This window comes from Lysinibacillus sp. RS11, from assembly GCF_042019215.1.
Taxonomy (GTDB): Bacteria; Bacillota; Bacilli; order Bacillales_A; family Planococcaceae; genus Lysinibacillus; species Lysinibacillus xylanilyticus_A.
This window is the reverse complement of record NZ_CP168124.1, coordinates 4,244,483-4,265,320: the sequence shown is the minus strand read 5'-3', so window position 1 is coordinate 4,265,320 and position 20,838 is coordinate 4,244,483. Positions and strand designations below refer to the sequence as shown.

Annotated in this window: 14 protein-coding genes, 3 rRNA genes and 1 riboswitch; of the genes, 16 read left to right on the top strand and 1 reads right to left on the bottom strand. The window is 42.8% G+C overall.

Annotation, left to right across the window (positions count from 1 at the left end):
• Positions 1–234: 234 nt before the first annotated feature.
• The 3 genes from AB9L17_RS22060 to rrf all read left to right on the top strand — a co-directional run bounded on the left by AB9L17_RS22060 (position 235) and on the right by rrf (position 5,356).
• A 16S ribosomal RNA gene (locus AB9L17_RS22060) occupies positions 235–1,786 on the top strand.
• Between the two features lie 304 nt (positions 1,787–2,090).
• A 23S ribosomal RNA gene (locus AB9L17_RS22055) occupies positions 2,091–5,018 on the top strand.
• Between the two features lie 222 nt (positions 5,019–5,240).
• Positions 5,241–5,356 (top strand): 5S ribosomal RNA (gene rrf, locus AB9L17_RS22050).
• The 16S, 23S and 5S rRNA genes sit together here, the layout of an rRNA operon.
• 977 nt (positions 5,357–6,333) lie before the next feature.
• Here the strand turns inward: rrf and AB9L17_RS22045 are convergent.
• The gene (locus AB9L17_RS22045; protein WP_375199804.1) at positions 6,334–6,648 is read right to left on the bottom strand and encodes a hypothetical protein; all 315 of its coding nucleotides are present in this window, start codon (positions 6,646–6,648) and stop codon (positions 6,334–6,336) included.
• Positions 6,649–6,881: 233 nt separating this feature from the next.
• Here AB9L17_RS22045 and AB9L17_RS22040 point away from each other — a divergent pair, with 233 nt between their 5' ends.
• The 13 genes from AB9L17_RS22040 (at position 6,882) to purD (ending at position 20,433) form a co-directional block, all read left to right on the top strand.
• A complete protein-coding gene (locus tag AB9L17_RS22040) occupies positions 6,882–7,076 on the top strand; it encodes an NETI motif-containing protein (RefSeq protein WP_068986394.1) in 195 nt (64 codons plus the stop codon).
• A gap of 92 nt (positions 7,077–7,168) precedes the next feature.
• Positions 7,169–7,267, top strand: a riboswitch (purine riboswitch).
• A gap of 211 nt (positions 7,268–7,478) precedes the next feature.
• Positions 7,479–7,967 (top strand): 5-(carboxyamino)imidazole ribonucleotide mutase, encoded by a 489-nt coding sequence (gene purE / locus AB9L17_RS22035; RefSeq protein ID WP_004225751.1) that lies wholly within the window; start codon positions 7,479–7,481, stop codon positions 7,965–7,967.
• Positions 7,964–9,088: a 5-(carboxyamino)imidazole ribonucleotide synthase gene (gene purK, locus AB9L17_RS22030; RefSeq protein ID WP_068986393.1), complete on the top strand. Its 1,125-nt coding sequence runs from the start codon at positions 7,964–7,966 to the stop codon at positions 9,086–9,088. The genes purE and purK overlap by 4 nt, the downstream gene beginning before the upstream one ends.
• A 13-nt stretch (positions 9,089–9,101) precedes the next feature.
• A complete protein-coding gene (purB, locus tag AB9L17_RS22025; protein ID WP_068986392.1) occupies positions 9,102–10,397 on the top strand; it encodes an adenylosuccinate lyase in 1,296 nt (431 codons plus the stop codon).
• A gap of 98 nt (positions 10,398–10,495) precedes the next feature.
• Positions 10,496–11,206, top strand: coding sequence for a phosphoribosylaminoimidazolesuccinocarboxamide synthase (gene purC / locus AB9L17_RS22020; protein WP_068986391.1), 711 nt, complete (start codon positions 10,496–10,498; stop codon positions 11,204–11,206).
• Positions 11,207–11,208: 2 nt separating this feature from the next.
• On the top strand, positions 11,209–11,457 hold the full coding sequence (gene purS, locus AB9L17_RS22015) for a phosphoribosylformylglycinamidine synthase subunit PurS (RefSeq protein WP_068986390.1): 249 nt from the start codon (positions 11,209–11,211) through the stop codon (positions 11,455–11,457).
• 2 nt (positions 11,458–11,459) lie between these two features.
• Complete coding sequence (gene purQ, locus AB9L17_RS22010; protein ID WP_068986389.1) at positions 11,460–12,143, top strand: phosphoribosylformylglycinamidine synthase subunit PurQ; 684 nt, start codon at positions 11,460–11,462, stop codon at positions 12,141–12,143.
• Positions 12,130–14,364, top strand: coding sequence for a phosphoribosylformylglycinamidine synthase subunit PurL (gene purL / locus AB9L17_RS22005; RefSeq protein ID WP_375199803.1), 2,235 nt, complete (start codon positions 12,130–12,132; stop codon positions 14,362–14,364). Before purQ ends, purL begins: the two co-directional genes overlap by 14 nt.
• Entirely contained in the window at positions 14,340–15,764 is a 1,425-nt protein-coding gene (gene purF, locus AB9L17_RS22000) for an amidophosphoribosyltransferase (protein WP_375199802.1), read from the top strand. Before purL ends, purF begins: the two co-directional genes overlap by 25 nt.
• 77 nt (positions 15,765–15,841) lie before the next feature.
• A complete protein-coding gene (gene purM, locus AB9L17_RS21995; RefSeq protein WP_375199801.1) occupies positions 15,842–16,897 on the top strand; it encodes a phosphoribosylformylglycinamidine cyclo-ligase in 1,056 nt (351 codons plus the stop codon).
• Complete coding sequence (gene purN, locus AB9L17_RS21990; RefSeq protein ID WP_223556703.1) at positions 16,897–17,466, top strand: phosphoribosylglycinamide formyltransferase; 570 nt, start codon at positions 16,897–16,899, stop codon at positions 17,464–17,466. Before purM ends, purN begins: the two co-directional genes overlap by 1 nt.
• 109 nt (positions 17,467–17,575) lie before the next feature.
• The gene (gene purH, locus AB9L17_RS21985) at positions 17,576–19,102 is read left to right on the top strand and encodes a bifunctional phosphoribosylaminoimidazolecarboxamide formyltransferase/IMP cyclohydrolase (RefSeq protein WP_068986384.1); all 1,527 of its coding nucleotides are present in this window, start codon (positions 17,576–17,578) and stop codon (positions 19,100–19,102) included.
• A gap of 74 nt (positions 19,103–19,176) precedes the next feature.
• Positions 19,177–20,433 (top strand): phosphoribosylamine--glycine ligase, encoded by a 1,257-nt coding sequence (purD, locus tag AB9L17_RS21980; protein ID WP_375199800.1) that lies wholly within the window; start codon positions 19,177–19,179, stop codon positions 20,431–20,433.
• Positions 20,434–20,838 lie beyond the last annotated feature (405 nt).

Here is a 20,838-nt window from a genome sequence, read left to right as displayed (position 1 = left end):
AGACAGCTACTGAAAAACAATGAAATGAAAAAGAGTTGTTGACATCTAGCGAACGACATGATATTATATAAGAGTTGCTACTGAGATAACAGCAACGAAATGAACCTTGAAAACTGAACAAGCAAAACGTAATCAATAAAGTTTTTAGTAGCTAACCTTGAGTTAGTGAACGAAACAAAATTTTGGACATCAAACATGATGCCAGCAAAACAATTTGAGCTAATCAAATTTCTTTTTATGGAGAGTTTGATCCTGGCTCAGGACGAACGCTGGCGGCGTGCCTAATACATGCAAGTCGAGCGAACAGAGAAGGAGCTTGCTCCTTTGACGTTAGCGGCGGACGGGTGAGTAACACGTGGGCAACCTACCTTATAGTTTGGGATAACTCCGGGAAACCGGGGCTAATACCGAATAATCTATTTTACTTCATGGTGAAATACTGAAAGACGGTTTCGGCTGTCGCTATAAGATGGGCCCGCGGCGCATTAGCTAGTTGGTGAGGTAACGGCTCACCAAGGCGACGATGCGTAGCCGACCTGAGAGGGTGATCGGCCACACTGGGACTGAGACACGGCCCAGACTCCTACGGGAGGCAGCAGTAGGGAATCTTCCACAATGGGCGAAAGCCTGATGGAGCAACGCCGCGTGAGTGAAGAAGGTTTTCGGATCGTAAAACTCTGTTGTAAGGGAAGAACAAGTACAGTAGTAACTGGCTGTACCTTGACGGTACCTTATTAGAAAGCCACGGCTAACTACGTGCCAGCAGCCGCGGTAATACGTAGGTGGCAAGCGTTGTCCGGAATTATTGGGCGTAAAGCGCGCGCAGGCGGTCCTTTAAGTCTGATGTGAAAGCCCACGGCTCAACCGTGGAGGGTCATTGGAAACTGGGGGACTTGAGTGCAGAAGAGGAAAGTGGAATTCCAAGTGTAGCGGTGAAATGCGTAGAGATTTGGAGGAACACCAGTGGCGAAGGCGACTTTCTGGTCTGTAACTGACGCTGAGGCGCGAAAGCGTGGGGAGCAAACAGGATTAGATACCCTGGTAGTCCACGCCGTAAACGATGAGTGCTAAGTGTTAGGGGGTTTCCGCCCCTTAGTGCTGCAGCTAACGCATTAAGCACTCCGCCTGGGGAGTACGGTCGCAAGACTGAAACTCAAAGGAATTGACGGGGGCCCGCACAAGCGGTGGAGCATGTGGTTTAATTCGAAGCAACGCGAAGAACCTTACCAGGTCTTGACATCCCGTTGACCACTGTAGAGATATAGTTTTCCCTTCGGGGACAACGGTGACAGGTGGTGCATGGTTGTCGTCAGCTCGTGTCGTGAGATGTTGGGTTAAGTCCCGCAACGAGCGCAACCCTTGATCTTAGTTGCCATCATTTAGTTGGGCACTCTAAGGTGACTGCCGGTGACAAACCGGAGGAAGGTGGGGATGACGTCAAATCATCATGCCCCTTATGACCTGGGCTACACACGTGCTACAATGGACGATACAAACGGTTGCCAACTCGCGAGAGGGAGCTAATCCGATAAAGTCGTTCTCAGTTCGGATTGTAGGCTGCAACTCGCCTACATGAAGCCGGAATCGCTAGTAATCGCGGATCAGCATGCCGCGGTGAATACGTTCCCGGGCCTTGTACACACCGCCCGTCACACCACGAGAGTTTGTAACACCCGAAGTCGGTGGGGTAACCTTTTGGAGCCAGCCGCCGAAGGTGGGATAGATGATTGGGGTGAAGTCGTAACAAGGTAGCCGTATCGGAAGGTGCGGCTGGATCACCTCCTTTCTAAGGATATTTTCGGAATACAAACCTAGGGTTTGTAAGATTACGTTTTGCGTTCAGTTTTGAAGGTTCATTCTTCTGAATGAATTACTTCAAAACTTGTTCTTTGAAAACTGGATAAAACGACATTGAAATTGTAACAAACACATTTATTTTTTAAGTTTTTTATAGGCTTAATAATTTAAGAAGGTTTCAAGACACGAGTAGTTCTAGGAAGCAAACGAGAGAAGGAAGGAGCGTACCTATGTACGTGACTGACTGAACGAGTGAAGCTGACGACGAAATACGATGTGTATTGAAAGCTGTAGGTTAAGTTATTAAGGGCGCACGGCGAATGCCTTGGCACTAGGAGCCGAAGAAGGACGGCACTAACACCGATATGCTTCGGGGAGCTGTAAGTGAGCTTTGATCCGGAGATTTCCGAATGGGGGAACCCACTACGTTTAATCGCGTAGTATCTTGACGTGAATTCATAGCGTCTTGAAGGCAGACCCAGGGAACTGAAACATCTAAGTACCTGGAGGAAGAGAAAGAAAAATCGATTCCCTGAGTAGCGGCGAGCGAAACGGGAAGAGCCCAAACCAAGAGGCTTGCCTCTTGGGGTTGTAGGACACTCTATACGGAGTTACAAAAGAGCGAGTTAGATGAAGCGACTTGGAAAGGTCCGCCAGAGCAGGTAAAAGCCCTGTAGTCGAAAGTTCGTTCTCTCCTGAGTGGATCCTGAGTACGGCGGAACACGTGAAATTCCGTCGGAATCCGGGAGGACCATCTCCCAAGGCTAAATACTACCTAGTGACCGATAGTGAACCAGTACCGTGAGGGAAAGGTGAAAAGCACCCCGGAAGGGGAGTGAAAGAGATCCTGAAACCGTGTGCCTACAAGTAGTTAGAGCCCGTTAATGGGTGATAGCGTGCCTTTTGTAGAATGAACCGGCGAGTTACGATTACGTGCGAGGTTAAGCTTTAGAAGGCGGAGCCGCAGCGAAAGCGAGTCTGAATAGGGCGAATTAGTACGTGGTCGTAGACCCGAAACCAGGTGATCTACCCATGTCCAGGGTGAAGGTGAGGTAACACTTACTGGAGGCCCGAACCCACGCACGTTGAAAAGTGCGGGGATGAGGTGTGGGTAGCGGAGAAATTCCAATCGAACTTGGAGATAGCTGGTTCTCTCCGAAATAGCTTTAGGGCTAGCCTCGTGATGAGAATACTGGAGGTAGAGCACTGTTTGGACTAGGGGGCCATCCCGGTTTACCGAATTCAGACAAACTCCGAATGCCAGATATTTATACACGGGAGTCAGACTGCGAGTGATAAGATCCGTAGTCAAAAGGGAAACAGCCCAGACCACCAGCTAAGGTCCCAAAGTAATCGTTAAGTGGAAAAGGATGTGGCGTTGCACAGACAACCAGGATGTTGGCTTAGAAGCAGCCATCATTTAAAGAGTGCGTAATAGCTCACTGGTCGAGTGACGCTGCGCCGAAAATGTATCGGGGCTAAACGATTCACCGAAGCTGTGGATTGACATCTACGATGTCAGTGGTAGGAGAGCGTTCTAAGTGCGTTGAAGTCAGACCGGAAGGACTGGTGGAGCGCTTAGAAGTGAGAATGCCGGTATGAGTAGCGAAAGACGGGTGAGAATCCCGTCCACCGTATGACTAAGGTTTCCTGAGGAAGGCTCGTCCGCTCAGGGTTAGTCGGGACCTAAGCCGAGGCCGATAGGCGTAGGCGATGGACAACAGGTTGATATTCCTGTACCACCTCCTCACCGTTTGAGAAATGGGGGGACGCAGTAGGATAGGGTAAGCGCGCCGTTGGTTGTGCGCGTCCAAGCAGTAAGGCGTGTGTGTAGGCAAATCCGCACACTGTAACGTTGAGCTGTGATGGCGAGTCCGTATGGACGAAGTTCCTGATTTCACACTGCCAAGAAAAGCCTCTATCGAGGTGAGAGGTGCCCGTACCGCAAACCGACACAGGTAGTCGAGGAGAGAATCCTAAGGTGTGCGAGAGAACTCTCGTTAAGGAACTCGGCAAAATGACCCCGTAACTTCGGGAGAAGGGGTGCTCTTGAGCGTGCAAGCGCATGAGAGCCGCAGTGAATAGGCCCAGGCGACTGTTTAGCAAAAACACAGGTCTCTGCAAAACCGTAAGGTGACGTATAGGGGCTGACGCCTGCCCGGTGCTGGAAGGTTAAGAGGAGTGGTTAGCGCAAGCGAAGCTGCGAATTGAAGCCCCAGTAAACGGCGGCCGTAACTATAACGGTCCTAAGGTAGCGAAATTCCTTGTCGGGTAAGTTCCGACCCGCACGAAAGGCGTAACGATCTGGGCACTGTCTCAACGAGAGACTCGGTGAAATTATAGTACCTGTGAAGATGCAGGTTACCCGCGACAGGACGGAAAGACCCCGTGGAGCTTTACTGTAGCCTGATATTGAATTTTGGTACAACTTGTACAGGATAGGTAGGAGCCAGAGATCTCGGAGCGCCAGCTTCGAAGGAGGCGTCGGTGGGATACTACCCTGGTTGTATTGAAATTCTAACCCATGCCCCTTAGCGGGGCAGGAGACAGTGTCAGGCGGACAGTTTGACTGGGGCGGTCGCCTCCTAAAAGGTAACGGAGGCGCCCAAAGGTTCCCTCAGAATGGTTGGAAATCATTCGTAGAGTGTAAAGGCACAAGGGAGCTTGACTGCGAGACCTACAAGTCGAGCAGGGTCGAAAGACGGGCTTAGTGATCCGGTGGTTCCGCATGGAAGGGCCATCGCTCAACGGATAAAAGCTACCCCGGGGATAACAGGCTTATCTCCCCCAAGAGTCCACATCGACGGGGAGGTTTGGCACCTCGATGTCGGCTCATCGCATCCTGGGGCTGTAGTCGGTCCCAAGGGTTGGGCTGTTCGCCCATTAAAGCGGTACGCGAGCTGGGTTCAGAACGTCGTGAGACAGTTCGGTCCCTATCCGTCGTGGGCGTAGGAAATTTGAGAGGAGCTGTCCTTAGTACGAGAGGACCGGGATGGACACACCGCTGGTGTACCAGTTGTCTTGCCAAAGGCATCGCTGGGTAGCTATGTGTGGACGGGATAAGTGCTGAAAGCATCTAAGCATGAAGCCCCCCTCAAGATGAGATTTCCCATTACGCAAGTAAGTAAGATCCCTCAAAGACGATGAGGTAGATAGGTTCGAGGTGGAAGTGTGGTGACACATGGAGCTGACGAATACTAATCGATCGAGGACTTAACCATAATGTTTGAAACATTCAATGCACGTTTATCCAGTTTTGAAAGAACAAAACCTTTCATATAAGGGTTTCAAGATACGATGTATATTGAAAGCCGAAGAGAGCTTCAAGACACAAGTAGTACAAGGAAGCAAACGAGTGAATGAGGGAGCGTACCTCTGTACGTGACCGATTGAGCGAGAGAAGCTGACGCAGTAATACACCGTGTATTGGAGGTCGACAATAGTCTAGTGATGATGGCAAAGAGGTCACACCCGTTCCCATACCGAACACGGAAGTTAAGCTCTTTAGCGCCGATGGTAGTTGGGGGCTTCCCCCTGTGAGAGTAGGACGTCGCTAGGCACACAACAGCCACTGAGAAATCAGTGGTTTTTTTGTGCGAAAATAGGTAATTCTATAGCCTTGAATATTCTTGGTCAGGCTAGGTAAAGCTAGTTTTAATCTAAAAGAGCCAATAAGAAAGCAAAGTCCTATCATGAGGTAACTTTCTTTGAATAAAGCTTTTTAATCTTAACTAGCTAATTGTGAATCTTTATATGGTTCCCTGTTTTGCAACATGACATAGATGCTTCAAAAGCATTCGTAGTATATGCCAACGAATGCTTTTTCTTGCCTCATTTGACTGCAATTTATTTATATTTCGTTTTTAAAGCTCGATATGTATTTCCCTGAGCGTCCTTGTACTTTTTCACTTGCCTGTATTTTCATGATTCCCAGGTGCAACTCCAGCTCAAAAAGCGAAAGGAACCCCGATATCTACGCTGTTTTCCGAAATAATGATTGCTGTCATATCTTTCTTAATACAAGGAATCGAAATTTACATAATCAATTTCGCCTTGGCATAATTTTGTCTGGAGAATGAATTATGAATTATGCCCGCACAATTCATTCTTAGCTGAATGAAGATAAATTAAATTCTATTTAAGATAAGTGTGAATAGCCCGACGTCCCTTCTGAAACCCTAGCCTAGCAGACCGCCGGTGGAATACGTTTAGAATCATCGAACAGTAGGATAGAAGCACCGACAGGATGGATAGAATAATTGAATCGACTTATTAAAACATCAAACGATGAATAGAACGTCATAAAGAAAGGTTCCTACTACTTGTAGAAGGTTTCGTGAATCTTCACATTGTGTTTCACCTCAACATTTGATATAGGATTATATTAGATCTATAACACATATCGTTGTCTAATAATGGGGGAAATAAAATGAGGTATAACATTTTTTCTACTGTATCTATTTTATTATTAATGATAACATTTCTTATGTTTGGCTATGATCCAACAAAATGGTATGGTGGCTTTTTTAATTTCCTTTACGATATCAGTATTTTTACGCCATTAATATTAGGGGGACTGGGGATAATTTGCGCAAGTTTTGGTATTAAAGGTGATATCCGTATGGTTCTTATTGTGCTCCATGCTTTTTTATCATGTCTTTTCCTAGGTGCATATGTAAATTCTTTAAGCTGATGTCCAAACATCTGCTGACAAGAGGAACTAAGGCACATCCTGTAAAAACGATTGAGTGACCAACCACGTGTTGTTGTTGCCGCTGCCGCTTCGCTTTCGCGCAGATAAAACCCTGTTGCTGACGCTACGTTGGCACTGCGCTTTCGCACAAAAAGCATTTGTTGGCCTAAAGTCTCTGGCGGATGCCACAGAGTAGGAAAGATTTGTGAAACCTTAATAAAGAACTGCAGAGTTTATTCCTGCAGTTCTTTTTACTTTGTCCTCAAATAGGAACTTAAAAGTATAATTACTTTGAATTAATAAATCATACATACTAAATGAAGAATCACAAGGTATAATGGAACTCATACGAGGAAAAATAATTGGATACAAGATTGAAAGGGCGAAAGATTTGGGGAAAAAACAAATTTGGTATGAAGTAGAAGAAAACGAGTCAATTGAAGATTGTTTGGCAAGAATGCGTCGAGATGGTTATATGGCAGTGGGACGAAAAGAAGAGCCCGTTTTCCACTTAGTTAATGGAGAACCAACGTATTTACGTCAAAAAATACAATTTAAAGCGATGGACTGTCAAGATTTTGAGTAGATTTGACTAAAATCCGAACATTTATAAATGACTAAAATAAAATGTTCGCATTTTGCATTGACGATAGTGAAATCACTTGTTAAAATGTGAGTAGGAAAAACAAATAAGTCCCACATATATGCTAGAGGATTGGCTCTAGTGTCTCTACCCGGCACCGTAAATGCTGGACTATGCGGGAAAGCACTTTTGGCATGTTACGAGAAGGGATATGTACTGATATGTACATTTGCATATTCTTTTCATAATAAGTCCTCAAGTAAACTGCTTTCACGTGTATGGTAGAGAGTAGTTTATTTGGGGATTTTTTTGTACGAAAAGTAAAGAATTGCAGTAGCTATTTGAAGAATAGAGGCTTGCACAATATTTGATCATTTTTCTATCGTTTAAAAGGAGCGACAATTCATGAATCCGAAAATCGGTGTGATTATGGGTAGTTCAAGTGACTGGGAAACAATGAAACATGCATGTGATATATTAGACGAATTACAAGTACCGTACGAGAAAAAGGTTGTATCTGCACATCGTACTCCTGATTTAATGTTTGAGTATGCAGAAGCAGCGCGGGAGCGAGGTATTCAAGTAATTATTGCGGGTGCTGGTGGTGCTGCGCATTTACCTGGAATGGTAGCAGCTAAAACAACGTTACCAGTAATCGGTGTACCTGTGCAATCTCGTGCTCTTAACGGTCTTGATTCTCTATTATCAATCGTTCAAATGCCTGGCGGTGTTCCTGTAGCAACAGTAGCGATTGGCAAAGCAGGAGCGACTAATGCAGGCTTGCTAGCGGCGCAAATTTTGTCAACAACAGACGCAGAGCTTGCTAATAAACTAGATGCTAGACGTGAAGCCACAAAGCAACAAGTATTGGAAAGCACAGGTGACTTAGTGTGACAAAGATTATTTATCCAGGGCAAACGATAGGCATTATCGGAGGAGGACAGCTTGGCCGTATGATGGCACTTGCTGCTAAAGAAGTAGGCTTTAAAATTGCCGTTCTTGAACCATCAATGGACTCACCATGTGGACAGGTTGCGGATATACGTATTGTAGCACCATATGATGATGAGGCAGCTTTAGAAGAGCTTGCTGAGGTAAGTGACGTTATAACGTATGAGTTTGAAAATATCGATTACGAAGGCTTAAAACGTTTAACTCAGATTGCTTATGTTCCGCAGGGTCCAGAGCTAGTACGCATTACTCAAGATCGTGTGACTGAGAAGGAAGCGATTATGAACGCAGGTTGTCCAGTAGCACCTTATATTGTTGCGAATACATATGAGGAATTAGTAGCCAATATCGATAAGATTGGTTATCCTTGTATAGTCAAAACAGCAAGAGGCGGTTACGATGGCAAAGGGCAGCAGCTTTTAAAATCTGTAGAAGACCTACCATTAGCAAAAGACCTTTTCTCTCATTCACAATGTATTGCTGAAGGATTTGTACCTTTCGCGAAAGAGATATCGGTCATTGTCCAAAGAAACGGTAATGGTGAATCATATTGTCAGCCAGTTGGAGAAAATATTCATGTTCATCATATTTTACACGAAACGATCGTGCCAGCCCGTATAAAAGAAGAAACAGCACTGGCTGCAGAAAGAGAAGCCTTGAAGATTGCTGATTACTTACATTTAGTAGGGACACTAGCTGTAGAAATGTTTGTATTAGAAGATGGTGGAATCGTAATTAATGAATTAGCACCAAGACCTCATAATTCAGGTCACTATTCAATCGAAGCATGTAATGTTTCACAGTTCCATCAGCATATTCGCGCTATTTGTGGTTGGCCACTACGTAAACCACAACTTTGGGCAGCATCTATTATGGTAAATGTTTTAGGGCAGCATGTAATGCCACTGAGTAACTCAATTGCTAAATATCCTGAATGGTCTATACATCTTTATGGGAAAGCTGAAGCTAAGGTGAACCGTAAGATGGGCCACGTAACGATTATGACAAAAAACTTAGAAGAAACACTACAACAAATCGAGAGTTCTGGCATTTGGTCAGAATAGAAGGAGAAACGCAATGATCGAACGTTACACAAGACCCGAAATGGGCGCAATTTGGACAGAACAAAATAAATATCAAGCTTGGCTAGAAGTTGAAATTTTAGCATGTGAGGCTTGGGCAGAATTAGGCGACATTCCAAAAGAAGATGTAGCTAAAATACGTGAAAATGCTTCATTTGATGTAAATCGTATTTTAGAGATTGAGCAAGAAACTCGTCATGATGTTGTAGCATTCACTCGTGCCGTATCTGAAACACTTGGTGAAGAGCGCAAATGGGTGCACTATGGTTTAACTTCAACGGACGTAGTTGACACGGCCCTTTCTTATTTAATTAAACAAGCGAATGATATTTTACGTAAAGACATCGTGAATTTCATTGATATTATAGCAGCGAAAGCAAAAGAGCATAAGCATACGGTCATGATGGGACGTACACATGGTGTTCATGCTGAGCCAACGACTTTTGGTTTAAAACTAGGTTTATGGTATGAAGAAATGAAGCGTAACCTTGAGCGCTTTGAAGCGGCAGCAAAAGTAATTGAAACAGGGAAAATGTCTGGAGCAGTTGGAACATATGCCAATATCGATCCTCGAGTTGAACAATATGTATGCGATAAATTAGGACTTACAGCATCACCTATTTCAACACAAACATTGCAACGTGATCGCCATGCGCAGTATTTAGGTGCCTTGGCATTAATCGCAACATCAATAGAAAAATTTGCAACAGAAATTCGCGGCTTGCAGAAATCTGAAACGCGAGAAGTTGAAGAAGCCTTTGCAAAAGGACAAAAAGGCTCGTCAGCGATGCCGCATAAACGTAATCCAATCGGGTCTGAAAATATGGTTGGTATGTCACGTTTAATGCGTGGTTATATGGTGACAGCTTATGAAAACGTAGCTTTATGGCATGAGCGTGATATTTCACATTCATCTGCAGAGCGCGTCATTTTACCGGATGCAACGATTACACTGAACTATATGTTAAATCGCTTCGGTAACCTTGTGAAAAACTTAACAGTATTCCCTGAAAACATGAAACGTAATATGGGTCGCACGTTTGGTTTAATTTACTCTCAACGCATTCTATTAGCACTTATCGATAAAGGATTAGTGCGTGAGGAAGCGTATGATACAGTACAACCTTTAGCGATGCAGGCGTGGGACGAGCAAGTGCAGTTCCGTACGTTAGTCGATGCAAGTGAAAAAATCACATCGTATTTAACGAAGGAAGAACTAGATGAGTGCTTCGACTACAACTACCATTTACAGCATGTAGACATGATTTTTGAACGTCTTGGACTTAACTAAGTAGAGCCACAAGCGGATGTTACAGAATTGAATCGTATACGTACGATTCAATTCTGAACAATACGCGCGTAATTCATAATATCAGGGGGAAAAACGAAATGACTAAAGGTCAACTTTTGTATGAAGGTAAAGCAAAAAAATTGTATACAACAGAGGAGCCGAATGTTCTACTCGTTGAGTACAAGGATAGTGCAACAGCATTTAATGGTGAGAAAAAAGAAGAGATTGAAGGAAAAGGCATACTAAACAATCGCATTACTTCGTTAATTTTCGAAAAATTACAAGCTTACGGAATTGCGTCACATTTCGTAAAACAATTGTCTGATACGCAACAACTTGTAAAACAGGTAGATATTATTCCGATTGAGGTCGTTGTTCGTAATATAGCGGCTGGTAGCTTAGCGAAACGCCTTGGCTTAGAGGAAGGTACACTATTAAAACGCCCAATCGTTGAGTTTTATTATAAAGACGACGAGCTTGGTGATCCGCTCATTTCAACGGAACATATTGATGTACTTGATCTTGCAACTCCTGAAGAAGTGACGGCCATTTATGACGGTGCACTAGCTGTTAACAAAGTACTACAGCCAATATTTGCAGATGTCAACGTTACGCTAATTGACTTTAAATTAGAGTTCGGACGTGACCATGACGGAAATGTACTACTGGCAGATGAAATATCACCAGATACTTGCAGACTTTGGGATGCTACTACAAAGCAAAAGTTAGACAAAGATGTCTTTCGTAGAGACCTTGGTAATTTAACTGAAGTTTATACTATTATACTTTCTAGACTCGGAGGCAAATAACAATGAAAAAAGTTAAAATTTACGTAACATTACGCGAGAGCATTCTTGATCCACAAGGTTCAGCCGTACAAGGTTCTTTAGTAAATATGGGTTACGCTGAAGTAGAAGATTTACGTATCGGTAAATATCTTGAACTAACAATTAAAGATACAGAACGTGACATTGATACTCTAGTAAAAGAAATGTGTGAAAAGGTTTTAACTAACGTTGTAATCGAAGACTACCGTTACGAAGTCGAGGAGGCTAACTAATCATGAAATTCGCAGTACTCGTATTCCCTGGGTCAAACTGTGATATTGATATGTATCATGCGATTAAAGACGAGCTAGGTGAAGAAGTAGAATATGTATGGCATACAGAAACAGATTTAAGTAGCTTTGATGGTATTTTAGTTCCAGGAGGCTTCTCATACGGGGATTATCTTCGCTGTGGTGCGATGGCAAACCAATCTAATATTATGGCAGAGGTCAAGAAAGCAGCGGATGCTGGAAAGCCAGTATTAGGAGTATGTAATGGATTCCAAATCTTAACGGAAGCAGGTTTATTACCAGGTGCATTACTTCGCAACAAAAATTTAAAATTCATGTGCCGTACAATTCAGCTTAAGGTTGAGAACAACAATACATTATTTACAAACCAATACGAACAAGGTCAAATGATCAATATTCCAATCGCACATGGTGAAGGCAACTACTACTGTGATGAGGAAACACTACAAAAATTAAAAGACAACAATCAAATCGTATTCACGTACTCAGGTGAAAATCCAAACGGTTCTTTAGAAAATATCGCGGGGATTGTAAACGAGCGCGGCAATGTATTAGGTATGATGCCTCACCCAGAGCGAGCTGTTGATGCACTAGTGGGCGGAGCAGACGGTCTAGCAGTATTTAAATCAATTGTGAAGCAGTGGAGGGAAAATCATGTCAACAACTAAGTTTGAGCCAACAGCACAGCAAATTAAAGATGAAAAGCTATACGCTGGTATGGGGATGTCAGACGAAGAATTTGCAATGGTAGAAGGTATTTTAGGACGTCTACCAAACTGGACAGAGACAGGTCTTTTCTCAGTAATGTGGTCTGAGCACTGCTCATACAAAAATTCAAAACCAGTGTTACGTAAATTCCCTACAAAGGGTCCTCAAGTTTTACAAGGTCCAGGTGAAGGTGCGGGGATTGTAGACATTGGTGATGAACAAGCAGTTGTATTTAAAATGGAATCACATAACCATCCATCGGCAATCGAGCCTTATCAAGGTGCTGCAACGGGTGTTGGTGGTATTATCCGTGACGTTTTCTCGATGGGGGCACGTCCAATAGCGATGCTGAACTCACTACGTTTTGGCGAATTAAAATCAGCGCGTGGTAAATATTTATTCGAAGAGGTAGTTGCTGGTATCGCAGGTTACGGTAACTGTATCGGGATTCCTACTGTAGGTGGCGAGATTCAATTTGATCCTTGCTATGAAGGTAATCCACTTGTTAATGCAATGTGTGTAGGTTTAATTGACCATAAAGATATTCAACGTGGAATCGCAGCTGGCGTAGGAAATACAGTAATGTATGTTGGCGCAAAAACAGGTCGTGATGGAATCCATGGTGCAACATTCGCCTCTGAAGAGTTAACAGAAGAATCAGAGAACCAACGTCCTGCAGTCCAAGTAGGGGATCCATTCATGGAGAAACTTTTACTTGAAGCGTGTTTAGAAGTAGTAAAATCTGACGCTCTAGTAGGTATTCAAGATATGGGGGCTGCTGGTCTAACTTCTTCATCAGCAGAAATGGCTTCTAAGGCTGGTTCTGGCGTAGAAATGAACTTAGACTTAGTACCACAACGTGAGACAGGCATGACAGCATATGAAATGATGCTATCTGAATCTCAGGAGCGTATGCTACTTGTTGTGAAAAAAGGTCGCGAAGATGAAATTAAAGCGATTTTCGATAAATATGATTTAGATGCTGTGGCGATTGGTCGAGTGACAGATGATAAAATGCTTCGCTTATTACACAATGGTGAAGTTGTAGCTGAAGTACCTGCTGATGCACTTGCAGAAGATGCACCAGTTTATCATAAGCCATCTGCAGAGCCTGCTTACTACGGTGAGTTCCAAGCGATGGAAAACATTGAACCCGTTGTAACAGATCACAAAGAAACATTAAACGCACTTTTAAAAGCACCAACAATCGCTTCAAAAGAGTGGGTTTACGATCAATATGATTATCAAGTACGTACATCAACAGTCGTTGCACCAGGTTCTGATGCAGCAGTTATCCGCGTCCGTGGTACAAACAAAGGTTTAGCGATGACGACTGACTGTAATTCTCGTTATATTTTCCTAGATCCAGAGGTGGGCGGTGCTATTGCTGTAGCAGAGGCAGCTCGTAATATTGTAGCAACTGGTGGTACACCATTAGCGATTACTGACTGCTTAAACTTCGGTAATCCTGAGAAACCAGAAATCTTCTGGCAAATTGAAAAATCAGCTGATGGTATTTCAGCAGCTTGTACGGCACTTAATGCACCTGTAATCGGTGGTAACGTATCTCTTTATAACGAACGTTCTGGAGAAGCGGTTTACCCAACACCAACAATCGGTATGGTTGGTCTAATTGAAGATTTAGCACATGTAACAACACAAGAAGTGAAGGCTGCTGGCGATGTAGTATTTGTGATCGGCAATACAAAAACTGAATTCGGTGGTTCTGAGCTTCAAAAATTATTAAATAATGGGGTTATTTCAGGGAAAGCACCAGCTATTGACTTGGATATTGAAGCTGCACGTCAACAAGCATTGCTAAAAGCGATTAAAGCAGGAATCGTACAATCTGCACATGATGTAGCGGAAGGTGGTCTTGCAGTAGCGCTTGCTGAAACAACATTTGGCGCAAATGGCTTAGGTGTGGATGTTACATTAACTGGCTCTGCAACTACAGCATTATTTAGTGAAACACAATCTCGTTTCGTTGTATCAGTGAAAGAAGAAAATGCTGCTGCATTTGTAGAAATTGTAAAAGAGGCACAGAAAATCGGTGTCGTAACTAACGATGCGCTTGTTAAAATCAACGGTGACAACGGTGTGCTTGTAGAAGGTACAGTGGAGGAATTCCGTTCTAATTGGAAAGGAGCAATCCCATGCTTGCTGAACTCAGAGGCTTAAACGAAGAATGTGGGGTGTTTGGTATTTGGGGTAACCCAAATCCAGCACACCTTAGTTATTACGGGCTTCATGCTCTTCAACACCGTGGCCAAGAAGGCGCAGGAATTGTTGTTTCTGACGGTCAGCATCTTCGCGCGGTGAAAGGCGAAGGACTAGTTAATGATGTTTTCAACGAAGAGAAATTAAAGGCAGTTGACGGAAAAGCAGCCATTGCTCATGTTCGTTATACGACTGCCGGTGGAGGCGGTATTGAAAATGTACAGCCGTTATTATTCCACTCCTCAACTGGTAGCCTTTCAATTGCTCATAACGGTAACTTAGTCAATGCAACGCACTTAAAACAGTATTTAGAGCGACAAGGTAGTATTTTTCATTCTAGCTCTGATACAGAAGTGCTAGCGCATCTTATTAAGAAAAGCTCGCATTCACCATTCCGCGCAAAGGTGAAAAATGCCCTTTCATTATTAAAGGGTGCGTATTCATTCTTAATTATGACTAAAGATGAAATGCTTGTTGCACGTGATCCACATGGTTTACGTCCATTATCTCTTGGAAAGCTAGGAGATGGCTGGGTTGTAGCCTCTGAAACTTGTGCATTTGATTTAATAGGTGCAGAATTTGTTCGATCTGTTGAACCAGGTGAGTTATTAATTATTAACGACGAGGGTGTCAAATCTGATCGTTTTGCAGATATGAATAAACGTGCAATGTGCGCGATGGAGTACGTTTATTTAGCACGTCCTGACTCTGATATTGATGGTATTAACGTTCATATGGCACGTAAACGTATGGGGAAACAGCTTGCTCGTGAATGTGCACACATTGAAGCTGATGTTGTAACTGGTGTACCTGATTCAAGTATTTCTGCAGCAATCGGCTTTGCAGAGGAAAGTGGTATCCCATATGAGCTGGGTCTTATTAAAAATCGTTATGTAGGTCGTACATTTATCCAACCAACACAGGAATTACGTGAACGCGGTGTAAAAATGAAGCTTTCTCCAGTTGTTCAAGTCGTAAAAGGTAAACGAGTAGTGATGGTGGATGATTCAATCGTTCGTGGTACAACTTCACGACGTATTGTAAAAATGTTAAAAGATGCAGGCGCGGCAGAAGTACATGTTGTGATTTCTTCACCACCAATGACGGATCCTTGCTATTATGGCATCGATACTTCAACGCATGAGGAACTGATTGCATCTAGCCACAATGTAGACGAAATCCGTGACGCGATAGGAGCAGATTCATTAACATTCCTTTCTGTTGAAGGTATGGTAGAGACGATTGCAAGACCATATGAAGATGAAAACCGTGGACTATGCTTAGCTTGTTTTACAGGCGAATATCCAACGGAAATTTTCCCAGATACAATCTTACCACATGAAAAAGAACTATTACGTTAAGAAAAACATCTAACTATGCCTAGCAGTTTTAGATTCAGATGTGCTAAGGCGATTTGGATGATAAGGAGGAACTCTGCGTGTCAAAAGCATATGAACAAGCAGGTGTAAATATTGAAGCGGGCTATGAAGCCGTAAAACGAATGAAGTCTCACGTTGAACGTACAAACCGTCTAGGTGTGATGGGAACGTTTGGTGGCTTTGGTGGTATGTTTGACTTGTCAGAACTAAATCTTAAGGAACCTGTTCTTATTTCAGGTACAGATGGTGTTGGGACAAAGCTAAAGCTAGCATTTATGGTGGACAAGCATGACACGATTGGTGTGGACTGTGTAGCGATGTGTGTCAATGATATTGTAGCGCAAGGTGCTGAACCACTTTACTTTTTAGACTATGTAGCTCTTGGAAAGGCTGAGCCAGCGAAAATTGAACAAATTGTAAAAGGCGTTGCGGATGGCTGTGTGCAATCTGGTGCGGCATTAATCGGTGGTGAAACTGCAGAGATGCCAGGTCTTTACGAAGAGGATGAGTATGATTTAGCTGGTTTTGCAGTAGGAGCTTGTGAAAAATCTGCCATCGTAACAGGTGAGAAAATCGTAGAAGGTGACGTGCTTGTTGGTATTGCTTCAAGTGGTGTGCATTCAAATGGTTACTCATTAGTACGAAAAATTGTCTTTGCTGATCATAATTACGCTGTTGATTCCATTGTGGAAGGCTATGAAGATCTTGGTCCTATTGGGGAAGCTTTATTGGTGCCAACAAAACTATATGCAAAACCTGTGCTTGCAGCTTTAAAAGCAGCAGACGTTCATGGCTGTGCACATGTAACTGGCGGTGGCTTTTATGAAAATCTACCTCGTATGATGCCTGAAGGTTTAGCAACTGAAATTGACTTAGGTGCTTGGCCTGTCTTACGTATTTTTGAGTTTTTAAAAGAAAAAGGACAGCTAGAAGACAAAGATTTATATAATGTCTTTAACATGGGTATTGGCTTTGTTTTAGCTGTACCTGCAGATGAAGTAGATAAAGTGCTTGCTACAGTTGAAGCAAATGGTGAAAAAGCATACAAAATCGGTCGCGTTGTGAAAGGCGAAGGTGTTGTATTCAATGGCTCACATGATGGGAGTTTAGTGTAATGACTGCACCAACTAAAATTGCCGTTTTTGCTTCAGGCAGTGGTAGTAACTTTCAGGCCATTCAAGAGGCCATTGAACGTGGCGAACTGAATGCAAAGGTCGAACTTGTTGTTACAGATAAGCCTAATGCATTTGTAGTTACACGTGCTAAAAACTTTAATATCCCAGTGCTAGCTTTAAGTCCAAAAGAGTTTGCTTCAAAAGCAGATTATGAGACTGCTATAATCGAGGCTCTTCATGAATGTCATGTGGAATGGATCGTGCTTGCAGGGTATATGCGCTTAATTAGTGAAGTATTACTAATGGCATATCCACAGCGCATTGTGAATATTCATCCTTCATTACTACCGGCTTTCCCTGGAAAGGATGCCATCGGTCAAGCGATGGAACATGGCGTCAAGATAACAGGCGTAACTGTGCATTTTGTAGATGAAGGTATGGACACAGGCCCTATTATTGCACAAGCGGCAGTGTCAGTTGTTGAAGGGAACCGTGAGGCAACAGAAACGGCCGTTCATAAGGAAGAGCATGTACTATATACAAAAGCTTTACAGCAGTTATTAAAGTAATTCAGTGGTGAGGAGTTAGGTCTTCTGGAACAATACAGCCTAACTCTACTCTATCAATAATAGCAAGACATATTCGTGGCAAACACGATAAAAATTAGGAGGATTTGTTGTGACAAAACGTGCATTAATCAGTGTTTCCAATAAAGATGGTATTTTAGAATTTGCAAAAGAATTAGTAGCATTAGGTTATGAAATTTTATCAACTGGTGGTACGAAAAAAATGTTACAAGACAATAATGTTGCCGTAACAGCAGTCGATGAAGTAACTAAATTCCCTGAAATTCTAGATGGTCGTGTAAAAACGTTAAATCCAATGATTCATGGTGGATTATTAGGAAAGTTTGATGACGCGTCTCATCAAGCACAAATGAATGAGCATGGAATTGAGCCGATTGAGATTGTTTGTGTTAATCTTTACCCGTTCGTTGAAACAATTTCAAAGCCTAATGTAACATGGGACGATGCGATCGAAAATATTGATATCGGTGGTCCAACAATGTTACGTTCTGCAGCAAAAAACCATCAATATGTTACAGTCATTGTGGATAGCAATGACTATGTGAACGTATTAGAGGAACTAAAGGCACAGGGTGCAACGACAATTGAAACACGTCGTAAGTTAGCTGCGAAAGTTTTCCGTCACACAGCCGCTTATGATTCATATATATCAAACTACTTAACAGAAGAAGAGTTCCCTGAGAGCTTAACAATGACATATGAATTAAAACAGAACTTACGCTATGGAGAAAATCCTCATCAAAAAGCCGCTTTCTATCAAAAACGTCTGGGCTCTGAATTCTCATTAGCTTATGCAACGCAACTACATGGTAAAGAATTATCATACAACAATATTCAAGATGGGAATGCAGCATTACAAATTGTAAAAGAGTTTGAAATGCCTGCAGCAGTAGCTGTAAAGCATATGAACCCTTGTGGTGTGGGTACAGGTGAAACTTTAGAAGAGGCATTTGATAAAGCATACGAAGCAGACTCAACTTCAATTTTTGGTGGCATTATTGCATTAAACATGGAGGTAGATGCAGCAACTGCTGAAAAATTAAGCCATATCTTTTTAGAAATTATTATTGCACCATCATTCTCTCAAGAAGCACTTGATATTTTAACGAAGAAGAAAAATATTCGCTTATTAACAATTCCTTTTGAGCAAGCGAAACAAGATCAATTTAATGTTGTTTCAGTAGAGGGTGGTCTTCTTGTACAAGAACCAGATCGCTACGGATTTGCAAATGCAGATATTAAAGTAGTGACAGACCGTGAACCGACAGCACAAGAATGGGAAGCATTACAACTTGGCTGGGCAGTTGTGAAACATGTGAAATCAAACGCAATCGTTGTGACGGATTCTCAAATGACTCTTGGTGTTGGTGCTGGTCAAATGAACCGTGTTGGAGCGGCTAAAATCGCTTTTGAGCAAGCTGGAGAAAAGGCAAAAGGTGCAGCATTAGCATCAGACGCATTCTTCCCAATGAACGATACAGTAGAAGCGGCTGCAGCGGCGGGCATTACAGCCATTATTCAACCAGGTGGATCTATTAAAGACCAGGATTCCATCGATAAAGCAAATGAGTACGGTATTGCAATGGTATTCACTGGCGTACGTCATTTCAAACACTAATTAGAATATGTTAAAAACTAGACCGAGATGTTGGTTCATCTCGGTCTTACTTACAAATAGGAGGATTCCCTAAAATGAACGTATTAGTAATTGGAAGTGGCGGGCGTGAGCATGCTATCGCCAAACAATTTAATATTTCACCATCTGTCAATAAAGTATTTGTAGCACCTGGTAATGACGGTATGAGAGGCGATGCTGAAATCGTTGCTATTGATACAATGGATTTTGCAGGACTAGCACAATTTGCGAAAGAAAATGTAATAGATTTAACTTTTGTTGGTCCTGAGCAACCACTTGCTGAAGGAATCGTGGATTTCTTTACTACTCGTGGCTTACGAGTATTTGGTCCAACAAAGGCAGCAGCACAAATCGAAAGCAGTAAATCATACGCTAAGGATATTATGAATAAATATCAGATCCCAACAGCAGCCCATGAAACGTTCACTGAAGCAGATAAGGCTATAGCATATATTAAAGAACAAGGTGCACCAATTGTGATCAAGGCAGACGGTTTGGCTGCTGGTAAAGGTGTAGTTGTAGCAATGACTGAAGATGAAGCAATTGAGGCTGTAGAAAATATGATAGGTAACCAACGCTTTGGAGAATCATCTTCTCGTGTTGTTATTGAAGAATTCCTAGACGGGGAAGAATTCTCCTTTATGTCATTTGTCCATAAAGGACAGATTTATCCAATGGTCATTGCTCAGGACCACAAACGTGCTTATGATGGCGATAAAGGACCTAACACTGGTGGTATGGGAGCCTATTCACCAGTACCTCAAATTTCACAAGAAGTAGTGGACATTGCTTATCAAACAATTGTTGAGCCAACGGTAAAGGGTATGGAGGCAGATGATGTATCGTTTACAGGGATCCTATATGCAGGATTGATTTTAACGAAAAACGGTCCGAAGGTGATTGAGTTTAATGCACGCTTTGGAGATCCAGAAACACAAGTAGTTTTACCACGTATGGCATCTGACTTTGGTGAATTTATGATGGCATTAATGGATGAAAAGCCATTCGATCTACAATGGTCTGAAGAAGCAATGCTTGGTGTGGTTATAGCTGCAGAAGGTTATCCTGGGGACGTTGCAAAAGGAAATGCATTACCTAACTTAGAGACTCTTTCAGCTTCACATGCAGTATTCCATGCAGGTACAAAGCATGTCGATGGGAAGTTTGTCGGTAATGGTGGCCGCGTTTTATTAGTTGGAGCAAAAGCATCTACTTTAAAAGAAGCACAAGAAAAAGTTTACGCAGGCATTGCAACAGAAAAATGGGACAATTTCTTCTTCCGTAAAGATATCGGCTGGCGCACGTTTAAGTAGTATAATATCAGGCGTGTCGACTTCGAAAATATAAGTTGTTTATAGGCGCCCATTCTAGTTGATTGGAGTGGAGTCTGGGCGTTGGGAATCAGCGTCACAGATGAGACCTTGGAGCAAAGCGAATAGGGGAACGATAGTTGGCGAGCGGTAATTAACCCCTCGTTGTGGTAATATGTCATACAAGTATTTTTAATAAATTTTGGTCCATCATCGTAATTTAGAGATGACATTTTGTTAAAACGTATGCCATGCAAATAGTTGATTGTAGTGGAGGCTAGGCGACTCCTTGGGGATTAGCGTCACAGATGAGACCCTGGAGCGAGCAACGCGAGTGAAGCGGCTCATCGGACGCCCCCAGGAAAGCGCCTAGCCGGAACGGAAATCAACCCTACGCTTAAATTAAAT

Excerpts from the sequence above, each read along its gene's own strand:
- AB9L17_RS22045 (WP_375199804.1), bottom strand. The coding sequence starts at position 6,648 with ATGCTTTTTGTGCGAAAGCGCAGTGCCAACGTAGCGTCAGCAACAGGG.
- purE (WP_004225751.1), top strand. The coding sequence starts at position 7,479 with ATGAATCCGAAAATCGGTGTGATTATGGGTAGTTCAAGTGACTGGGAA.
- purB (WP_068986392.1), top strand. The coding sequence starts at position 9,102 with ATGATCGAACGTTACACAAGACCCGAAATGGGCGCAATTTGGACAGAA.
- purC (WP_068986391.1), top strand. The coding sequence starts at position 10,496 with ATGACTAAAGGTCAACTTTTGTATGAAGGTAAAGCAAAAAAATTGTAT.
- purS (WP_068986390.1), top strand. The coding sequence starts at position 11,209 with ATGAAAAAAGTTAAAATTTACGTAACATTACGCGAGAGCATTCTTGAT.
- purQ (WP_068986389.1), top strand. The coding sequence starts at position 11,460 with ATGAAATTCGCAGTACTCGTATTCCCTGGGTCAAACTGTGATATTGAT.
- purL (WP_375199803.1), top strand. The coding sequence starts at position 12,130 with ATGTCAACAACTAAGTTTGAGCCAACAGCACAGCAAATTAAAGATGAA.
- purF (WP_375199802.1), top strand. The coding sequence starts at position 14,340 with ATGCTTGCTGAACTCAGAGGCTTAAACGAAGAATGTGGGGTGTTTGGT.
- purN (WP_223556703.1), top strand. The coding sequence starts at position 16,897 with ATGACTGCACCAACTAAAATTGCCGTTTTTGCTTCAGGCAGTGGTAGT.
- purD (WP_375199800.1), top strand. The coding sequence starts at position 19,177 with ATGAACGTATTAGTAATTGGAAGTGGCGGGCGTGAGCATGCTATCGCC.